Annotated in this window: 16 protein-coding genes; 7 read left to right on the forward strand and 9 right to left on the reverse strand. The window is 58.9% G+C overall.

What is annotated here, in order from left to right; all coding sequences use genetic code 11:
- On the forward strand, positions 1 to 252 hold a 252-nt coding region (locus P1S46_07460), incomplete at its 5' end, for a hypothetical protein (protein ID MDF1536323.1).
- Positions 253 to 415: 163 nt separating this feature from the next.
- Here the strand turns inward: P1S46_07460 and P1S46_07465 are convergent.
- From P1S46_07465 to P1S46_07490, 6 genes are all read right to left on the reverse strand, one after another.
- Positions 416 to 1,126, reverse strand: coding sequence for a hypothetical protein (locus tag P1S46_07465; protein MDF1536324.1), 711 nt, complete (start codon positions 1,124 to 1,126; stop codon positions 416 to 418).
- A gap of 211 nt (positions 1,127 to 1,337) precedes the next feature.
- Positions 1,338 to 2,120: a metal ABC transporter permease gene (locus tag P1S46_07470; protein ID MDF1536325.1), complete on the reverse strand. Its 783-nt coding sequence runs from the start codon at positions 2,118 to 2,120 to the stop codon at positions 1,338 to 1,340.
- A gap of 122 nt (positions 2,121 to 2,242) precedes the next feature.
- A complete protein-coding gene (locus P1S46_07475) occupies positions 2,243 to 2,998 on the reverse strand; it encodes a metal ABC transporter ATP-binding protein (GenBank protein ID MDF1536326.1) in 756 nt (251 codons plus the stop codon).
- Positions 2,991 to 3,920, reverse strand: coding sequence for a zinc ABC transporter substrate-binding protein (locus P1S46_07480; protein MDF1536327.1), 930 nt, complete (start codon positions 3,918 to 3,920; stop codon positions 2,991 to 2,993). Before P1S46_07480 ends, P1S46_07475 begins: the two co-directional genes overlap by 8 nt.
- A 181-nt stretch (positions 3,921 to 4,101) precedes the next feature.
- Positions 4,102 to 5,097: a TGS domain-containing protein gene (locus tag P1S46_07485; protein ID MDF1536328.1), complete on the reverse strand. Its 996-nt coding sequence runs from the start codon at positions 5,095 to 5,097 to the stop codon at positions 4,102 to 4,104.
- A 163-nt stretch (positions 5,098 to 5,260) separates the two neighbouring features.
- The gene (locus tag P1S46_07490) at positions 5,261 to 5,461 is read right to left on the reverse strand and encodes a hypothetical protein (GenBank protein MDF1536329.1); all 201 of its coding nucleotides are present in this window, start codon (positions 5,459 to 5,461) and stop codon (positions 5,261 to 5,263) included.
- Positions 5,462 to 5,667: 206 nt separating this feature from the next.
- Here P1S46_07490 and polX point away from each other — a divergent pair, with 206 nt between their 5' ends.
- Positions 5,668 to 7,389, forward strand: a complete 1,722-nt coding sequence (polX, locus tag P1S46_07495) for a DNA polymerase/3'-5' exonuclease PolX (protein ID MDF1536330.1) — start codon at positions 5,668 to 5,670, stop codon at positions 7,387 to 7,389.
- 382 nt (positions 7,390 to 7,771) lie between these two features.
- Positions 7,772 to 8,404: an endonuclease III gene (gene nth / locus P1S46_07500; protein ID MDF1536331.1), complete on the forward strand. Its 633-nt coding sequence runs from the start codon at positions 7,772 to 7,774 to the stop codon at positions 8,402 to 8,404.
- Between the two features lie 66 nt (positions 8,405 to 8,470).
- Here the strand turns inward: nth and P1S46_07505 are convergent, their stop codons facing one another.
- From P1S46_07505 to P1S46_07515, 3 genes are all read right to left on the reverse strand, one after another.
- Positions 8,471 to 10,948, reverse strand: coding sequence for a right-handed parallel beta-helix repeat-containing protein (locus tag P1S46_07505; protein MDF1536332.1), 2,478 nt, complete (start codon positions 10,946 to 10,948; stop codon positions 8,471 to 8,473).
- 137 nt (positions 10,949 to 11,085) lie between these two features.
- Complete coding sequence (locus P1S46_07510; GenBank protein MDF1536333.1) at positions 11,086 to 12,057, reverse strand: permease; 972 nt, start codon at positions 12,055 to 12,057, stop codon at positions 11,086 to 11,088.
- Between the two features lie 196 nt (positions 12,058 to 12,253).
- Positions 12,254 to 13,012 (reverse strand): sulfite exporter TauE/SafE family protein, encoded by a 759-nt coding sequence (locus tag P1S46_07515; protein ID MDF1536334.1) that lies wholly within the window; start codon positions 13,010 to 13,012, stop codon positions 12,254 to 12,256.
- A gap of 276 nt (positions 13,013 to 13,288) precedes the next feature.
- Here P1S46_07515 and P1S46_07520 point away from each other — a divergent pair, with 276 nt between their 5' ends.
- The 4 genes from P1S46_07520 to P1S46_07535 are packed head-to-tail and all read left to right on the forward strand — an operon-like array spanning position 13,289 to position 15,930.
- A complete protein-coding gene (locus P1S46_07520) occupies positions 13,289 to 14,512 on the forward strand; it encodes a hypothetical protein (protein MDF1536335.1) in 1,224 nt (407 codons plus the stop codon).
- 8 nt (positions 14,513 to 14,520) lie between these two features.
- Positions 14,521 to 15,138: a hypothetical protein gene (locus P1S46_07525; protein ID MDF1536336.1), complete on the forward strand. Its 618-nt coding sequence runs from the start codon at positions 14,521 to 14,523 to the stop codon at positions 15,136 to 15,138.
- Entirely contained in the window at positions 15,135 to 15,353 is a 219-nt protein-coding gene (locus P1S46_07530; GenBank protein ID MDF1536337.1) for a hypothetical protein, read from the forward strand. The genes P1S46_07525 and P1S46_07530 overlap by 4 nt, the downstream gene beginning before the upstream one ends.
- A gap of 7 nt (positions 15,354 to 15,360) precedes the next feature.
- A complete protein-coding gene (locus P1S46_07535) occupies positions 15,361 to 15,930 on the forward strand; it encodes a hypothetical protein (GenBank protein ID MDF1536338.1) in 570 nt (189 codons plus the stop codon).
- Positions 15,931 to 15,934 lie beyond the last annotated feature (4 nt).

Here is a 15,934-nt window from a genome sequence, read left to right on the forward strand (position 1 = left end):
ACCGTCGCTGCCGACCTGGACGTCACCGAGAATGACGAGAGCGGCACCAAGTACCAGGAGTGGGCCCTGGGCGCGGAGTTCGACATCTGGGCCATCGCCCTGCGCGCGGGGATGAGCAATAACTCGGGGATCTCGGGAGCGCCGACCCTGCTGCACTTCGGCCTGGGTATCGGTTTTCTGGATCTCGGTTTCGCCTATGCGGAAAAGGGCGACTACTACATCGCCGGTGCGAACCTGGGGCTGGGGCTCTAAACAAAAAGGCGCTGACAGCGCCTTTTTGTGATTCCAGATTCCAGAGAGGGGCGCCTGCGGGCGCCCCTCCTTTATGCAAATAGCCGTATTCGAGTAATCGCCTTAACTGTTGACTGGGAACTGTAAACCGTTCACTGATGATCTGATGACAGGTAAGCTGTCATCAGATCATCCCTTCGTACCCCTTCAGCTCCTCCGTCACGACCCTTTCCTTCCTGATCCCCAGCTCCTCCAGGGCGCCGGTGACCGCCCGGACCATGGGAGGGGGGCCGGACACGTAGAAGGTCTGGCCCGGGATGTCCGGGACCGACTCCCGGATGACGCGGCTGTTGATGAACCCCGTAAAGCCCGTCCACCCCTCGGGCGGGTTCTGCAGGACGTGAACCACCGTAAGTCCAGGGTCCGCTTTTTCCCATTGCTCGATCTCCCCGGCAAAAGCGGTCTCTTCGACGTCGAGGTTTCCGTAGAGCAGATATTTTTCCCCGGTGACGCCCTTGTCCACGGCATGTTTCAGGATGCTCCTGATGGGAGTGATTCCGATCCCCCCGGCGATGAAGGTGGCCCTGTCGAGGCCGCCCTCGTAGATGAGGTTCCCCATGGGCCCCCTGAAAGTCACCTTGTCCCCGCGAGACAACTTGACGACAACCTGACTGAAATCAGACTGGCTGATCCGCTTGGTGAACTCCAGGTATGGTTCCGTGGGTGAGGAGGAGAAGGAGAGGGTGCGGGAGATCCCTCCATCTTCCCCCTGGACGGTGAAGTAGCCCCACTGTCCAGGCTTGAAGGTGAAGCCTTCCGGTTTTTCCATGCGCAGTGTAGCCGCGGAAGGAGTGCGCCGGATAAGTTCCATGACCTTTACAGAATGCTCGCTCATAGGGTTCACCTCGCCTTTCGGGAATGCAATTCCAGATTCCAAATTCCATAATGTACCATGTAGCGGGTGCTAATATCCTGGATTCCCGCTTCCGCGGGAATGACGATTGAAAATTCCTCCTTCAATTTCGTCATTCCGGGCGAAGACCAGGAATCCATTCCTCCGCCTGTCCTGAGCAAGCGAAGTGCGTCGAAGGGCGCGTACTCGCGTGTCAATGGCTATTAAAAAATTTTGCTCCCATCCATGCCGCGATAAACAGGACCGTTTCCACCAAGACGATGCTTCCCGAGGCGGGCAGGTCCAGGTAATAGCTTGCCACCAGCCCGGCGGCGACCGAAGCCATGCCGGCAGCACACGAGAGGAAGATGGCGGCCCGGAAATTGGGGGCGAGCTGCAGGGCGGTCGCGGCCGGGATGACGATGAGGGCCGCGACCAGCAGCAGGCCGACCACCTTCATGGCCAGGACCACGGTGACGGCCGACAGCACCGCCACGAGCAGGTCCAGCCTGGCCACCGGGATGCCCGAACTCTTCGCCAACTCGTTGTCGAAGGTGATGGAGACCAGATCGTTGTAGTTAAGGGCCACCGTGACGATGACCACTCCAGCCAGGATCACCGAGGAGAAGACCTCGCCGGTACTGATGGCGAGGATGTTCCCGAAGAGGTAGGAGAACAGCTCAACGCTGAACCGGCCGGATGCGCTGGCGATAACCACCCCGAGGGCGAAACCCACGGAAGAGACGATGCCGATGGCGGTGTCCCCGTGCAGGCCCATCGTTTCTCTCAGCTTCAGGAGGAGGCCGGAGGCCAGGACCGCCACGACGAGGGCTGTCCAGATGGGAGAGATGCCGAGGAGAAGGCCTAGCGCCACTCCTCCGAAGGTGACGTGGGCAAGGCCGTGCCCCAGCATGGCCTCCCGCCGCAGGACCAGGAAGACCCCGAGAACGCTGCACGCCAGGGCGATGAGAAGCCCGGCGGCAAAGGCTCGTTGCATGAATGCGAATTGGAAAATTTCCATTAGTTCTGGAATAGTGAAGGATGAAGGATGAATATTGCAGAGGCAGAGCCTGTGCCTTTCTTCCTCCTCCCTCCTTCCTCATTCCTCCTTCTGGTTTATCAATGCCTGTGGCAGATCAGGTGGCTTTCCGGGCCGAAGAGCGTGATCGCCTGCTCGGATTCGCAGAAATCGTCGTGGCTTCCGTGAAAGATCAGCTTCTGGTTCAGGCACGCGACCTTGTTGACGTGCTTGGTGACCACCCCGATGTCGTGGGTCACCAGGACCATGGTGACCCCCTTTTCCCTGTTCACCCGTTCGAGCATGTCGTAAAACCGTTTCTGGGTCGCGCCGTCCACACCGGTGGTCGGTTCGTCCAGGACCAGGACCTCCGGTTGGGTGACCAGGGCACGTGCGATGAACACCCGCTGCTGCTGCCCTCCCGAAAGAGCCCAGACCCGCCGGTTCTTGTACTGCCGCATCTCCATGAGATCCAGGGCCTTGTCGATGACGCCCCCGTCTCCCTTTGAAAGGAACCTGGGCCACCTCTTGTGGGGAAGCAGGCCCATGGCCACCACCTCCCTCACCGAGGCGGGGAAGAAGGGATCAAGGTCGGTGGCCTTCTGGGGGACATAGCCGATGCGGTCCCAGGCGGTGAACTCGTTGAGGTCCCTCCCCATGATCCGGATCGACCCGGAATCGGGTCTGGCCAGCCCCAGCATGATCCTGATGAGAGTGGATTTACCCGATCCGTTGGGGCCGAGGAGCGCCAGGAAATCCCCCCGGTGGACCTCAAGGGTCACCGAGTCGAGGATCTGCTCGCTGCCGTGCCGGAAACTGATCTTGTCCAGGTCGAACAGGACATCCGGATCATTCACAGGATAACCCCTCCCGCAGGCTTTTCAGGTTCTGCTCCATGAGATCGGTTAAAGCCGTGCCGCTTTGCCACTGGGCAGAGGTGAGGTTCGAAACGGGATTAAGGGAAAGCATCCCGGCTCCGGTCTCCCGGGAAAGGACCCTGGCAAGCTCCGGGTTCACCGTCTCCTCGAAAAAAACGGTGTTCACGTTGAGTTCCCTGACCTGTTTTATCACAGCGGCCATGTGCCTGGCACTGGGTTCGGTGTCCGGGCTGAGCCCGTAGATGGACACCTGGGTCAACCCGTAACGTTTAGCAAGGTGACCGAAGGCGGCATGTCCGCCGGTGACCAGGGTTGTGCTGGAGCAGCGCGAAAGGCCCAGCTCGAAGGCCATATCCAGTTCCTCGAGCCGACGGGCGTACTGTGCGGCACGCGAAGTGTAGATTTCCCCGTTGCCCGGGTCTTTTGCCGAAAGGATCTTCCCCGTTATCCGGACTGCCCGCGCAGCCTGTGCAAGGTCCAGCCAGAAATGGGGATCACTCCCCTGATCATGCCCACCATTAACGATACTCTTCGAACTGTCCGGTCCGTCGTCCCCGGCAAAGCCGGAGCTGTCCATGATCTCAACACTCTCAAGCCCTTTCCCCTTCACCGCGCCGACAAGATCGTGAGCCCATGGCTCCATGGATTCACCGACGTAAAGAAAGATGTCGGCCCTGGAGAGAAAAACGATGTCCGACGGTTTCGGCTCCCAGGAGTGGGGCTCTACACCGGCAGGGAGCAGGATGCGCACGTCCGCAAATGGTCCCGCCACCTCCCGGGCAAATTCGTAGAGGGGGAAAACGGAGGCGACCACTGTCAACCGATTGGACTGGGCCTTTGCCGGGAATATTGCCAGGGTGAGCGACAGGATGAATATGCAAGTTGCGAACGATTTTTTCAATTATAAGTCCAATCGGTTGACAGTGGTCGCAGTGCCAAGAGATAAGAGATAGGTGATTAGGAAAATCAGTTCCAGGAGATAAGTGAATACCTGGACTTAAGGTACAGCCTGTAGAATTTCCTTATCTCGTATCCCTTATCCCCTATCTCTCGAACTTAATGATGGCGATATGGCATGGTTCTTAATCGTTTAACTCTACTATATCGCCATCATTAAGTTCGTAGTCCATCGCCACCCTCTGCCCGTCGTAGACCTGCTCACCCCAGACCCTGCCGAACTTCATCCTCTGGGCCAGCTCCTTGTGGACCAGGGTAGCCAGTTCCGAAACGGTGGCGCCCTTTGTGACCACGAAAGGCTGGGTGAGGTCAGGCTCCTTGCCGGGCGGCTTGGAAAAGACCCTGATGAGGCGAAGGGAGCTATGTACCAGGTCCTTGAACCTCTCAAGCCCGGTGCCGGTTCTGGCCGACACGGGGTGGATCTCCGGCAGGTCGTCGAAAAGCTCCCTCAGGATGGCCAGCCTTTCGTCGGCTTCGCCCATGGCGCACTTGTTGCCCAGGTAGATGGCCGGGACGAGGACCCACCCGTCCTCCTGGTATGTTTTTTCCCCGCCCGGTTCGATGAGGCGGATCTTCAGGTCGTTCAGGACGGCGTGGGCGGCCTCCCACTGCTCGATGAGATCTTCCCGGGCAAGATCAAGGACGACGACGGCGATATCCGCGTTCCGGATGAGGCCGGAGATCCAGCGTTCCGTGACGCTGGGGTCCAGGGCCGGGGTGTCGATGAGCTGGATGGGGATGCCGTGGTGGAACATCATGCCGGGCTGGGGCATGCGGGTGGTGAACGGGTAATCGGCGATGGCGGGTTCCAGGTTGGTCAGGATCGAGATGAGGGAGGATTTTCCCGTGTTCACGGGACCGATGACCGCCGCCTGGGCTGCCCCTTCCCTGGGAACGTGGGACAGGTCGACCCTCTTGCTGCCTTTTTTCTTCGCCTGCTCCGACAGGTTCTTCCACTTGGCGATACGCTTTTTTATGTCCGACTGCATCTTCTCGGTCCCCTTGTGCTTGGGGATGAGACGAAGCATCTTGTCGAGGGCTTCGAGTTTCGCGTCAGGGGTGGTGGCCGAGCGGAACTGTTCTTCGGCTTCCAGGTACATCGGGGAGAGGTTAGCGCTCATAAGGACTATGCGGTTTCCAATAAGGGTTCATCTGCTGCGTTATCGCCCCTCGGGAATCCTCGATATCTGCATTCAAAGTGTCGCACTTCACCACAGATCAATATCCCCGGTCGACCTGGCAACTCCATGGAAAACCATGGCGTGAGCACCAACGACGAGGTATTTAACTTCCCAGCCGTCGAAAGCGGACAATATGTTTTTGTAATCGCTGCTGATCAATGTCGATCCCCCGGAAGGCCCATGCGTTCCTGGTCATGACATGCACCATCGCGACCCTCTCGGCCGGAGTAGTTCTGTCCAGGTCCGTCTCCTTTCCCTGGTCCTCGAGGCGGACCTTCCCGATTTTTATCACCTTGTTTTTCATAAAGTTATCATAGCACAACCTCGGAGCAGGAAAGGTAGTACCTGGCCATGGCCGCCTCGAGCTGGCGCAGGATCCCGAAGATTTTGAGGACGCGATCTTTGGTTTCAGTCACCATTACAGGATGAATTATACAACATGGACGGTATAAATCTAAGAAGAAGCTGGTTCCCGGAAACCTCATCCGTGAAATATGTTATATTTCGCAGATGGACAAAAAAGCCATATCCAACGCCCTGGAAGAGGCGGCCGTCCTCATGGAGCTTGCCGGGGACAACCCCTTCCGCATCAGGGCCTACCACAACGCGTCGCGCATCGTCCGCGCTTTCGCCGGGGACCTGGCCGAGGCCGTGACCGACGGCTCCATCCGCTCCGTCAAGGGGATCGGGACCAATATCGCCGCCCACATCGCAGAACTTCTCGGGTCGGACGACCCGCCCTTCCTGCTTGAGCTGCGCTCCCGCTTCCCGGAAGGGGTCCTGGAGCTTCTGCGCATCCCCGGCCTCGGCCCGAAAAAGATCAGGGTACTCATGGATGAGCTCGATGTCACCTCGGTGGGAGAGCTGGAGTACGCCTGCGGGGAGAACCGCCTCCTGACCCTGCCCGGCTTCGGAGCGAAGACCCAGGAAAACATCCTCAAGGGGATCGCCGGCCTCATCGCCTACGCCGGCCGCTACCTGGCCGATACGGTCCAGCCCCAGGCTGATGCCATCGTCGAAGCCCTGAGGAAGGTCAAGGGAACCAGACAGGTGGAGGTGGCCGGCTCCCTTCGCCGCCGCAAGGAGATCGTCAAGGACATCGACCTGGTGGCCTCGGGAAAGAGCGAGCCTCTCATGGATGCGGTGGCCGCGCACGAGCTGGCGGGAGAGGTCACCGCCCGCGGCGACACCAGGCTGACGGCTCGCCTCAGGTCGGGGGTCAACCTGGACCTGAGAGTGGTTCCGCCGGAGTCGTTTCCCTACGCCTGGCAGCACTTTACCGGGAGCAAGGAGCACAACATCGCCCTGCGCGAAAGGGCCAGGAAGATGGGTCTCAAGTCCAACGAGTACGGCCTGTTCGACGGGGAAAAGAACGTGCCCTGCAGGGACGAGGCTGCCATCTACGAACGGCTGGGACTGGCCTTTATCCCCCCCGAGCTTCGCGAGGAGATGGGGGAGATCCCGGCGGCCGGGGCCGGCACCCTGCCGGTGCTCGTTGAACCGGGCGATATCCGGGGCGCTCTCCACATGCACACCGTGGCCAGCGACGGGACGGCCACCCTGGAGGAGATGGTCGCAGCGGCGAGGGACCTGGGCCTTTCGTACATCGGGGTGACGGAACACTCCCAGTCAGCAAGATACGCAAGAGGTCTTGAACCCGGGCGGGTAAAACAGGAATTTGCCGTGATCGACAAGATAAACGACAAAAACGAAGGTTTTGTCGTTTATAAAGGCATTGAATCAGACATCCTTCCAGACGGCTCCCTGGACTACCCGGAGGAGATCCTTGCCTCCTTCGATTTTGTCATCGGCTCGGTCCATTCCAGCTTCACCATGAAGGAAGAGCAGATGACCGACCGCATCTGCCGGGCCCTGGAGAACCCCTGGCTGGACATCCTTGGGCACCCCACGGGGCGGCTGCTGCTGGCCCGTGAGCCCTACGCCGTGGACATGGACCGGGTTCTCGAGTGCGCGGCCAAAAACGGCAAGTCCATCGAGCTCAACGCTCACCCCTACCGCCTGGACATCGACTGGCGGCTCCTTCCCAGGGCGAAGGAACTGGGGATGAGGATCGCCATCTGCCCGGACGCCCACAGCACCGCAGAGTTGGCTTACACCTTTTACGGCCTGGGCGCGGCGAGGAAGGGGTGGCTGGAGAAGGGGGACGTGCTGAACTGCCTGTCAGCTGAAGAGCTGAAGGCGTATTTCCTGCAAAAGCGGCAAAAGCATTAACACAGAGAAAATCGAAGGGCGCTATGCTTGTCCTGAGCTTGTCGAAGGGCGCTTTGCGCCAGGGTTCAGGGGAAGGCGCGGTTCGTGTAAGAGCAGCAAAGGCGGCCTCACGCAGAGACTCGGAGACGCCCAGAGAACCAGGAAAAAGTCATGTTGTCATCGCGAACCATTAACCACGTGAAGCGATCCCGGGATTGCTTCGGCACGCCATCCGTCTTCGTCACGCAAAAGGCGTGACTACGCCGCGACAAGTCGGCGTGACCCGCAATGACAGACAATGCTGGATTCCGGGTCTTCGTTTTACTTCGCCCGGAATGACTTGATGGTTTACTCGGCTACTCTACCGGTAAAATCCAGAAAGTAAGGTCATATGGCTGAAAGCATGAAAAAGAGATCCGAGCGAGCAGTGGCCATCGACGCTATCCTCGCCGGACTCTACCCCAACGACACGGCTCTCAAATTTCATAACACCCTCCAGCTTCTGGTCGCTACCATCCTTTCCGCCCAGTGCACCGACGGTCAGGTGAACATGGTGACCCCGGCTCTCTTCGAGAAATACCCGGACGCGAAGGCGTTCGCCGGCGCCGACCTCCGGGAACTGGAGCAGATGATCTTCTCAACCGGCTTCTACCGGCAGAAGGCAAAGTCGATCCAGGGGTGCTGCAAGGCTATCGTTGAAAAGTTCGGGGGAGAGGTGCCCAGTACGCTGGAGGAGATGGTCACCCTGCCCGGGGTGGGGCGCAAGACGGGCAACCTGGTCCTGGGCATCGCCGAAGGGATCCCGGGTGTGGTGGTGGACACCCACGTCAAGCGGTTATCGAACCGAATGGGGCTTACGGAAAACAAGGACCCGGAGAAGATCGAAAAGGATATCAACGCCCTTTTGCCGCCCGGGCGCTGGATGCCCTTTTCCAGTGAACTGATCTTTCTGGGAAGAGACAAGTGCTCAGCGCGAAGGGCGAAGTGCGAAGAGTGCCCGGTCAGTGTTCTATGCCCGAAGGTGGGAGTGGTTTGAACGTGTGTGCGTGAAGCGTGGAGCGTGTATGCGATATGATTGTCACTCACGTACGCACAAACGCACTCACGGGACAATGACCACACGTCCCAAATCCCCGTCATCCTCCTTGTCGAAGATGACATCTCCCAGAACCTTCCCCTTGGGCAGGTCGAAAGCTCCGCCCTCGACCTCCACGTCCTCCGTAACGTGGATCCCCAGCTTGACGTGGTAGTCGCGGCTTTCCGAGAAGGTGTTGTTTTTCAAGGCCACGTTCTCCGGGTTGTCCGTGACGAAGATCGCGGTGTTGTTCCCTTGGAATGTGTTCCCCTCAACGGTGCCCCCGAACTCGTGGAACCTCAGACCGGCGTCGTTGTAGCGGAAGGCGTTGTCCCTGACCGACATGTTCGTGCTGGAAAAGCGAAGCCCCACGTTGTTCCTCTCGAAGGCGCAGTCCCGGACAACCACGTCCCCCGCCTCCCTGGCGTGTATGCCGGTCGAGGCGTTCGTGAACACGCAGTTTTCGAACCGGCCTCCCTTTCCGTTGAGCAGGTTGACGCTTCCCCACTTGACGCCTTCGACGGATGCCGGCCCTGCCTGGGAGAAGTGGATCGGTTCGTTGGCGGTCCCGACAGCATCGATCCTGCCGCTCACGATGAGCTCCGAGGAGGGGAAGCCGGGATGGTCGGAGCACAGGTCGAAGAGGGAGTCGGCCTCGACGGGGGAGAACCATATCCTGGCCCCATGCCTGAGGGACACGGGCTTGTCTGTTGGTGTGGGGACGTCCCCTGCGATGAGAAGTCTCCCCGCATAAGGACCCGTGGGCACCCCGGTGCCGGGAAAGGCCAGGGAGAATGTCAGTGGTTCATCGGTGATGACAGACCCGATCCCCTCCTCGTCCTGACCGTCGTAGATCCTGGCCGGGTCGGGAGGGCCGCCGACCCCCCAATCGCATCCACTGGCGTCGATACCGGTTGATCCGTTGTTGTCCACGTCGAACCGGCCGTTGCCGGCAAGCCGGCTCATTTCGACTCGCACCGGGGCGTCGGTGACGGATAGACCCGTAAAGCCGTTTTGGGAAAGGTCACTGTAGATGACCCGGCCATCGACGCTGTTGAAGGACAGCCCTTCCGTCAGGTTGCCCCGCACCATGGACTCGCGGATGGTGACCTTCTCCCCGGCTCCCTTGAAACGCGGGCCCCTCACGTTGCCGCTGATGACAGCCCTGGTGAGGGTCGTCTCCGATTCCCTGGACACGAAACTCTCGGCGAAACTGCCGGTGACCACGAGATCTGATACCGCCACCTTCGACCGGAGGAAATTGATCCCGGCCACGTTGTCCTCGGCGACGATGTTCGTGAGGGTGACCTCGCTGTCCCGGAACCGGGCCCCGCTCTGGTTGCGGCGGAAAAAAGCCCGGTCGATGACGGTCCCGGCCGACTCCTGGAACTGGACCCCGCGAAGGTTGTCCTCGAAAATGACGTTGGAAAAGCGCGCCTTTGAAAAATGGCTGTGGAACGCCTTGACCCCGTGACGGAAGATCGCATTGTTCACCACGTTGTCAGGCGAGTCGGAGGCGATGACGCTCAGGCTGTCCCAAACCCCCGGCGAGGCTCCAGGCTCTTCGGAGTCGAATAGAACCCAGGCGTCCTCCTCGCCGAGAACCTTCACCGTCCCCTGGACGACGATCCAGCTTTCTCCAAGGCCGTCACCGTTGGTGTCCCTGAAGGTGAAGAGCACGTGGGTGCCGGGTCCGATCTCGAGGGTGACTTCCGGAGGAACGGCCACCTGGCCGTCGATGATCACGGTCCCGGACCAGGTGGTGTCCTCCGTGAGGGCCACTTCCCCCATGTACTGCCTGGTGACAGGAGGGCGGTCAGGGGTGACGGGCAAGGTCTCCCTGTAATGGACATCAACCGGCTGAGCCGTCAGGGAAAGGGCGCCGTCGCCGTTGCCCTCGAAAGTGTCTGATGGGCTTTTCAGGGGGTTGAGCGTGTGCCAGGCGGCGGTGGCTATCCCGTTGTCCCGGTAGGTGTTGCCCGACTGGATGACCCACGCTCCCAGGGCCGCGGCCATGCCCACTTCGTTGCCGGTAAAGGTGCACCCCGTTACCCGGGCGGTGCCGCCGAGCATCATGAGCCCGTACTGGGCTCCGGCAACAGTGGAACGTTCCAGTGTCACGGCGGCACCGGGGGTTGCCGCGACGATCCCGCCCCACGAGCCCCTGGTGCCCGTTTCCGTTCGGATGACGGTGTCTTCGAGGACGAGAACCCCCCGGACGACGATCTCGGTCCCCGTGGTCACGAACTGGGAGTCGGTGCGGGTCCCCTCGCTGGCAAGGACCGTGACCCTCGTGCCCGGCTGAAAAGCCAGGGTGATCCCCTCCGGGACGAGGAGGTCCTCGGAGAGGGTGACCATCCCCGACAGGGTCGTGTCGGCGGTGACGGCGCCGGCCAGCACCACGGGCTGGTCGACAGTTCCCCGCAGGATTGCGCTGCGGGGGCCGGCGCAGGAAAATACAGCCAGAGTGAGGAGGCTAAGAAGGATGGCAGGTCTTATTCTCATATCTCAGATCCCAAATTTCCAGGTTTACAATCTCTTGCCGGTACGAAGCGCGATGATCGAGGTGCAGGGCGATGATCGAGGTGCGAAGTGAGGATTTTCTTCGTTCTTCGCTCTTTGTGCTTCGCGCCAGGTGTTTCTCAAAACAGATAATGATATCCGTACGCCATGGTGATTGTCCCGACGAGGCAGATCCCGAGGTACAGGAAGAACACCCTGCGGGCAAAGAAAGTCAGGAAGATCCCCATGACGGGAATGGCGGTCACCGGTCCTCCCACGAGGAAGGCCAGCCCGGGGCCCTTGGCGAGGGGCAGGTCCACGTAACCATAGAGGATGGCCGAGGCCATGATCTGGTTGATGTGCAGGGGGACCACTGCCACCGTGATGAGGGGGATACTGAGGGGGAACGTGTTGGTGAGCAGGGGGGCGACCCACTCGGAAGGAATGTACCGGGCGGCCACCACCTCGATGAATACCCCGAGGAGAACGAACTTCCCGATCTTCAGGGTCCCGTCCACGAACTTTCCGAAAAAAACAGCGGCCTTGTTGCTCGTGCGCGATTCGATGTACTTTTTGCTGAACTGGTTCCTGCAATCGCACTGAAGGTCTTCGCAGGGATAGTCGGGGTCGTGGAAATCACCCCTGGGGATCCCACGGGTGAAAAGCCTGTCCATCTCGAACCAGCCCCGCCGCTGGAAATAGAGGGTCGTATAGCCGGCGAACAGACCCATGATAGCGGCGCTCGCCAGCTTGACCACTGCCCACTGCTGCCCGAGTTCCCAGGCGGTCAGGGTATACCCCGCGGGGCTCATGAGGGGGCTCGTTACCAGCAGGGTCATGGCCGGGGCGAAAGGAACCCCCGCCAGGATCATGGAGATGGTCAGGGGCAGGATGCCGCAGGCACACAGGGGGCTGAACAGGCCGATACCCACGGCCAGCCAGATGGCTCCTCCGCCCAGTCTTTCAAGGGTCCTGCGCAGCTTGATGTGCCACCCGTAGGTGCGAACGAGGGCCTCCAGGGCCACTCCTGCCGCGAAATACCAGAAGATGTACCTGAACTCGGCGATAAAATCGGAACCCAGTCCCAGAACCTCGTTGAAAAATGTTTCCAAAAACGGCTCCTTAGACAGATATCTGCCAGCCAACGGGGCCCACAAGCTGATTAATGGTCAAAAAAATGCCCTTTTTGCATTCAAACCAATAATTATTGCCATAGTTATGCCAAGAAGGGCAGTATCCAGTATCCAATAGCCAGACCCCAGAGTCTGCGGTTCTGGAGTCCGGACACCAGGCACTGGATTTTTTTGCTCATTTCATGAGAGAGAAAAATCCATCCCACCCCATTTTCAGCGAAATAACCAGGATGATGGCTCCCACGATGATCCTCAGGGTCCTGGGACGAGCGTAGTGCGTGACCCAGAGTCCCCCCAGCCTGGAACCTGTCAGGGCGGCCGCGGCAAGGAGGAGAGCGGTCGGAATGGGGAAGTCGGCGTGGGGCAGATGGGACAGGAAGGCCGCTGTCGCGGAGACCACCACCACGAGGGATGACGTGGCCACTGCCTGCCTGGTCGGGAACCCGGTGGCCAGGAGGAACGAAACGAGGAGGAACCCGCCGCCGATCCCCAGCAGTCCGCTGAAAAATCCCACGAAAAATCCGATGGTCAGGATGACCCATGCTCGATAGACCGTCAGGGGGGCCGATCTGTCCACCGGGTCGCGGGTCGAAAAGATGCTATAGACGACATAGCCCGCCGCCGCCGAGAACAGGACCTTTACAACTCCGGTTGGAATGACCGTCATGGCCCAGGCTCCCGCCGGGGCCCCGAGAAGGACGGTGGACGCGGCCGTAAGGCTGGTTTTCGTCTGAACCAGCCCGTTCCGGTAGTATGTATAGGCTGCGCTGGAACTGGTCGCGATCCCGAGGAAAAGGCTCAGGGGGATGGCGCCTGTAGCGAAGTCAAGGCCCCACCAGGAAAGCAGGGGAACGTAAACGATCCCGCCGCCGAGACCCATCATGCCCAGGAGACCGGAGCCGAAGATGACCGCGATGAGTAAAATGGCCAGCATGGGGGTTACAGTAAAGGGGAAAGTGGAAAGTGGAAAGTGGAAAGTGGAAAGGAAACAATGAGGAGGGAGAAGGGTTGAGGATTGCCGGTTTTATAGTGCGCATGTGCACCGGTGCACTGGATCTCCTGATTCCTGACCGGCTTGTCCTCCGTAGCCTATTATGCCCATCAGTTTCACCGCCTGTTGCACACGGTCGTGTGCATAATCCCTTGTTATATTTGACCATTTTTTGACAAAGTCCGGAACCCGCAATAAGCTTGGCTGTAATCTGGCCATGTGGGTGATCGCAATGGCGGCCTTGTTTACGATCCCGGCCGTTGTACCGGCGCATTCGCCTCGAACACGGTGACGTTGCCCCTGTTCGAACCGGAGAGGTTTTCCCGGGACGCAGGAGGGCCTGACGTTGCGGTGAGGACCTTCGTCATCCCCACCATCAAGGGGAGCTTCACTCTGGCCTTGGAAAACGGCAGCGCCGCGGGCGACAGCCTCGCCTCGGCGGCTGTGGTGAAGGTGAACGGGTTTACGGTGATCAAGGTCTCGGACCTGAACCAACAGGTGACTTACCTTGAAAGAGACCTTGCTCCCTATGTGAACAAGGGTGAGAACGTCCTGGAGGTGGAGGTCAGGAGCATCCCGTCATCGTATATCACCATTTCCATAAACGGGGTGTATTTGCTGGATGTCCAGGTGACGGAGCCTGCCGTGGGAAGCAGTCTGGACGCGAATAAGGCCACCGTCCAGGGGATGTGGGAGGCCTACACCGACGATGTGGGGATAGAGGTGGACGGCGTTCCTGCCGACCTGTCAGGACAATTCTTCGTAGCCTCAAACATTCCACTTGTAACGGGCACCAACACATTGACAGCGACTATTGCGACCTTCGAATACATTACAGTTACGGCAACGGTGGAAGTGACGACCACCGGAGAAAGCCCATCGGTTGAACTTTCCTCCAACATCAATTCCGGCGTACCTCCATTAACAGTTTCCTTCTCCCCCGATGTAAGGGGGATCGAGGCCGTAGAGTATCGCTACGACCTGGATGGTAACGGTACGGTTGATGAGACGCGGACGACAGATAGTTCCGTCCAATTCACCTACACCTATATGGGTGTTTTCACCGCAGAAGTTGTTGTGGTTGACGTCGGCGGGATCGAGCGCACCGGATTTACTACGGTGACCGTACAGGACCGGACAGTAGCCGACGCGCTGTTTACAGGAAGATGGAACGACTTCAGGGGCGAACTGTCGAACAGCGACATCGAAGGTGCAGTGGACAAGTTCTCCCCCTATTCGGCGGACAGATACCAGAAAATATTCACTACCATCCAGTCAGCTCTCCCTCAGATGGCCGCCGACATGGCGGATATTGAGATCATCTATGTCAAAGGGGATTCTGCCAAGTATCGGTTGCGGCGTGAGGAAAACGGTCAATTGGTCACTTACTACCTGTATTTCATGCGGGATCCTGACGGTATCTGGCGGATCCATAAATTCTAGGAGAGTCCATGTCACGGACAACTGACAAGATGAACGTGCTCTGGAAAACGATCCGGAGGCACTGGATTGTGGCCTCTCTAATTGGTCTTTATCTCATTGCGAGTATCCTCACCGGCACAGTGGTTGGTCGAGTAACGGACGCCGATACAGGCGAGCCCCTTGATGGAGTCGTGATCATGGCCCACTGGAAGTGGGATTGGATTCCCCTACCGCTGCCACCCGAGGGCGGGACGATTCAAATGGACACTGTGACAGAGACGGTGTCGCGACGGGGCTGGTTTGTGGTGTTCCGGCCTACCATGCTTCTTTTTTCCTACCCTTCGGTGACGGTGTGGAATGAGGGTTACGTCGTATGGAACAGCAGATACAATTTCGACGGAAAGAGCCAATGGGGAAGCGACAGGACGATCCATCCTACCCGTTACGGGATGAGGGTGCCTCTTCAGCCCTGGGAAGAGAGAATGGGACACTGTGCACAGGAATTTTTCATAAGACGCCGCTTCTCGGATGTCAGTGATTATAACCGAGGGGATATTAAGACCCCTTTGATGAGGGAGGCGAAAGCCAGCGAAGGAGACCTGTGCCGTGCGGCAGGAGGACCATACGAAGAAAGGAAAAAACAATGAAAAAGATATTCATTCCTCTTGGAATAATGATGGTTTCAGTAGTATGTATTGTGGCGAATGGCTACGGTTTCTCCAAATCAACACATGAAGAGATAGTCGGAAAAAGCCTCACTCATGACGCCTATCTGAATACGTATCTGAAGAGTACTCTCGGGTTCACCAACGGCATCAATACCATAATCGATTCCCATGATCCACTCCTTAACGAACTTTGAGGTTCCCATGAAGCGGCTTAAGATACTGCTCGTCGTCATCGCGGCCATCCAGGTGATCTCCGGCTGCGCCCCGGCCCATCTCTATCCGTCGTACCTGGGCCGGGTGCTGGAGAAGGGGACGGACAAGCCCATCGAGGGGGCCGGTGTCGTGGCCGTGTATTGGAAACAGAACTGGGTCGGCATCGCGGAGGGCGGCAGTACCGATTACCGCGGCTTCCAGGCGGCCCTGACGGACGAAGAGGGGCGTTTTAAGATCCCCGCCAAGCTTTACCTGAATTTCTGGCCGCTCAGCGGGTTCAAACCTTATCCGCTCATCTCCATTTACAAGGAAGGGTACGGGAACTTTGGGGGAGGTTTCAGTTACTACGGAGGAAAAACTGGAATCAGCAATCCGAAAATACCGAGAACCGGAGAACTTCCCCCCAACACCGAGGTCATCTTCTGGCTGCCGAAGCTGGAGACGAGGGAGGAGTTAGGGCGGCATAAACGGGCTGCGTCCAGGTGGCTTGACACAACGAAGGATTATAACACCAAGTTCCCACCACCGGGCACAACCAAGGAACAGTTTGGATATTGATGAA

It is taken from the genome of bacterium (genome assembly GCA_029210545.1).
Lineage (GTDB): Bacteria > BMS3Abin14 > BMS3Abin14 > BMS3Abin14 > BMS3Abin14 > JARGFV01.

Excerpts from the sequence above, each read along its gene's own strand:
- P1S46_07505 (MDF1536332.1), bottom strand. The coding sequence starts at position 10,948 with ATGAGAATAAGACCTGCCATCCTTCTTAGCCTCCTCACTCTGGCTGTA.
- P1S46_07515 (MDF1536334.1), bottom strand. The coding sequence starts at position 13,012 with ATGCTGGCCATTTTACTCATCGCGGTCATCTTCGGCTCCGGTCTCCTG.
- P1S46_07525 (MDF1536336.1), top strand. The coding sequence starts at position 14,521 with ATGTCACGGACAACTGACAAGATGAACGTGCTCTGGAAAACGATCCGG.
- P1S46_07530 (MDF1536337.1), top strand. The coding sequence starts at position 15,135 with ATGAAAAAGATATTCATTCCTCTTGGAATAATGATGGTTTCAGTAGTA.
- P1S46_07490 (MDF1536329.1), bottom strand. The coding sequence starts at position 5,461 with ATGAAAAACAAGGTGATAAAAATCGGGAAGGTCCGCCTCGAGGACCAG.
- polX (MDF1536330.1), top strand. The coding sequence starts at position 5,668 with ATGGACAAAAAAGCCATATCCAACGCCCTGGAAGAGGCGGCCGTCCTC.
- P1S46_07465 (MDF1536324.1), bottom strand. The coding sequence starts at position 1,126 with ATGAGCGAGCATTCTGTAAAGGTCATGGAACTTATCCGGCGCACTCCT.
- nth (MDF1536331.1), top strand. The coding sequence starts at position 7,772 with ATGAAAAAGAGATCCGAGCGAGCAGTGGCCATCGACGCTATCCTCGCC.
- P1S46_07535 (MDF1536338.1), top strand. The coding sequence starts at position 15,361 with ATGAAGCGGCTTAAGATACTGCTCGTCGTCATCGCGGCCATCCAGGTG.
- P1S46_07470 (MDF1536325.1), bottom strand. The coding sequence starts at position 2,120 with ATGCAACGAGCCTTTGCCGCCGGGCTTCTCATCGCCCTGGCGTGCAGC.
- P1S46_07485 (MDF1536328.1), bottom strand. The coding sequence starts at position 5,097 with ATGAGCGCTAACCTCTCCCCGATGTACCTGGAAGCCGAAGAACAGTTC.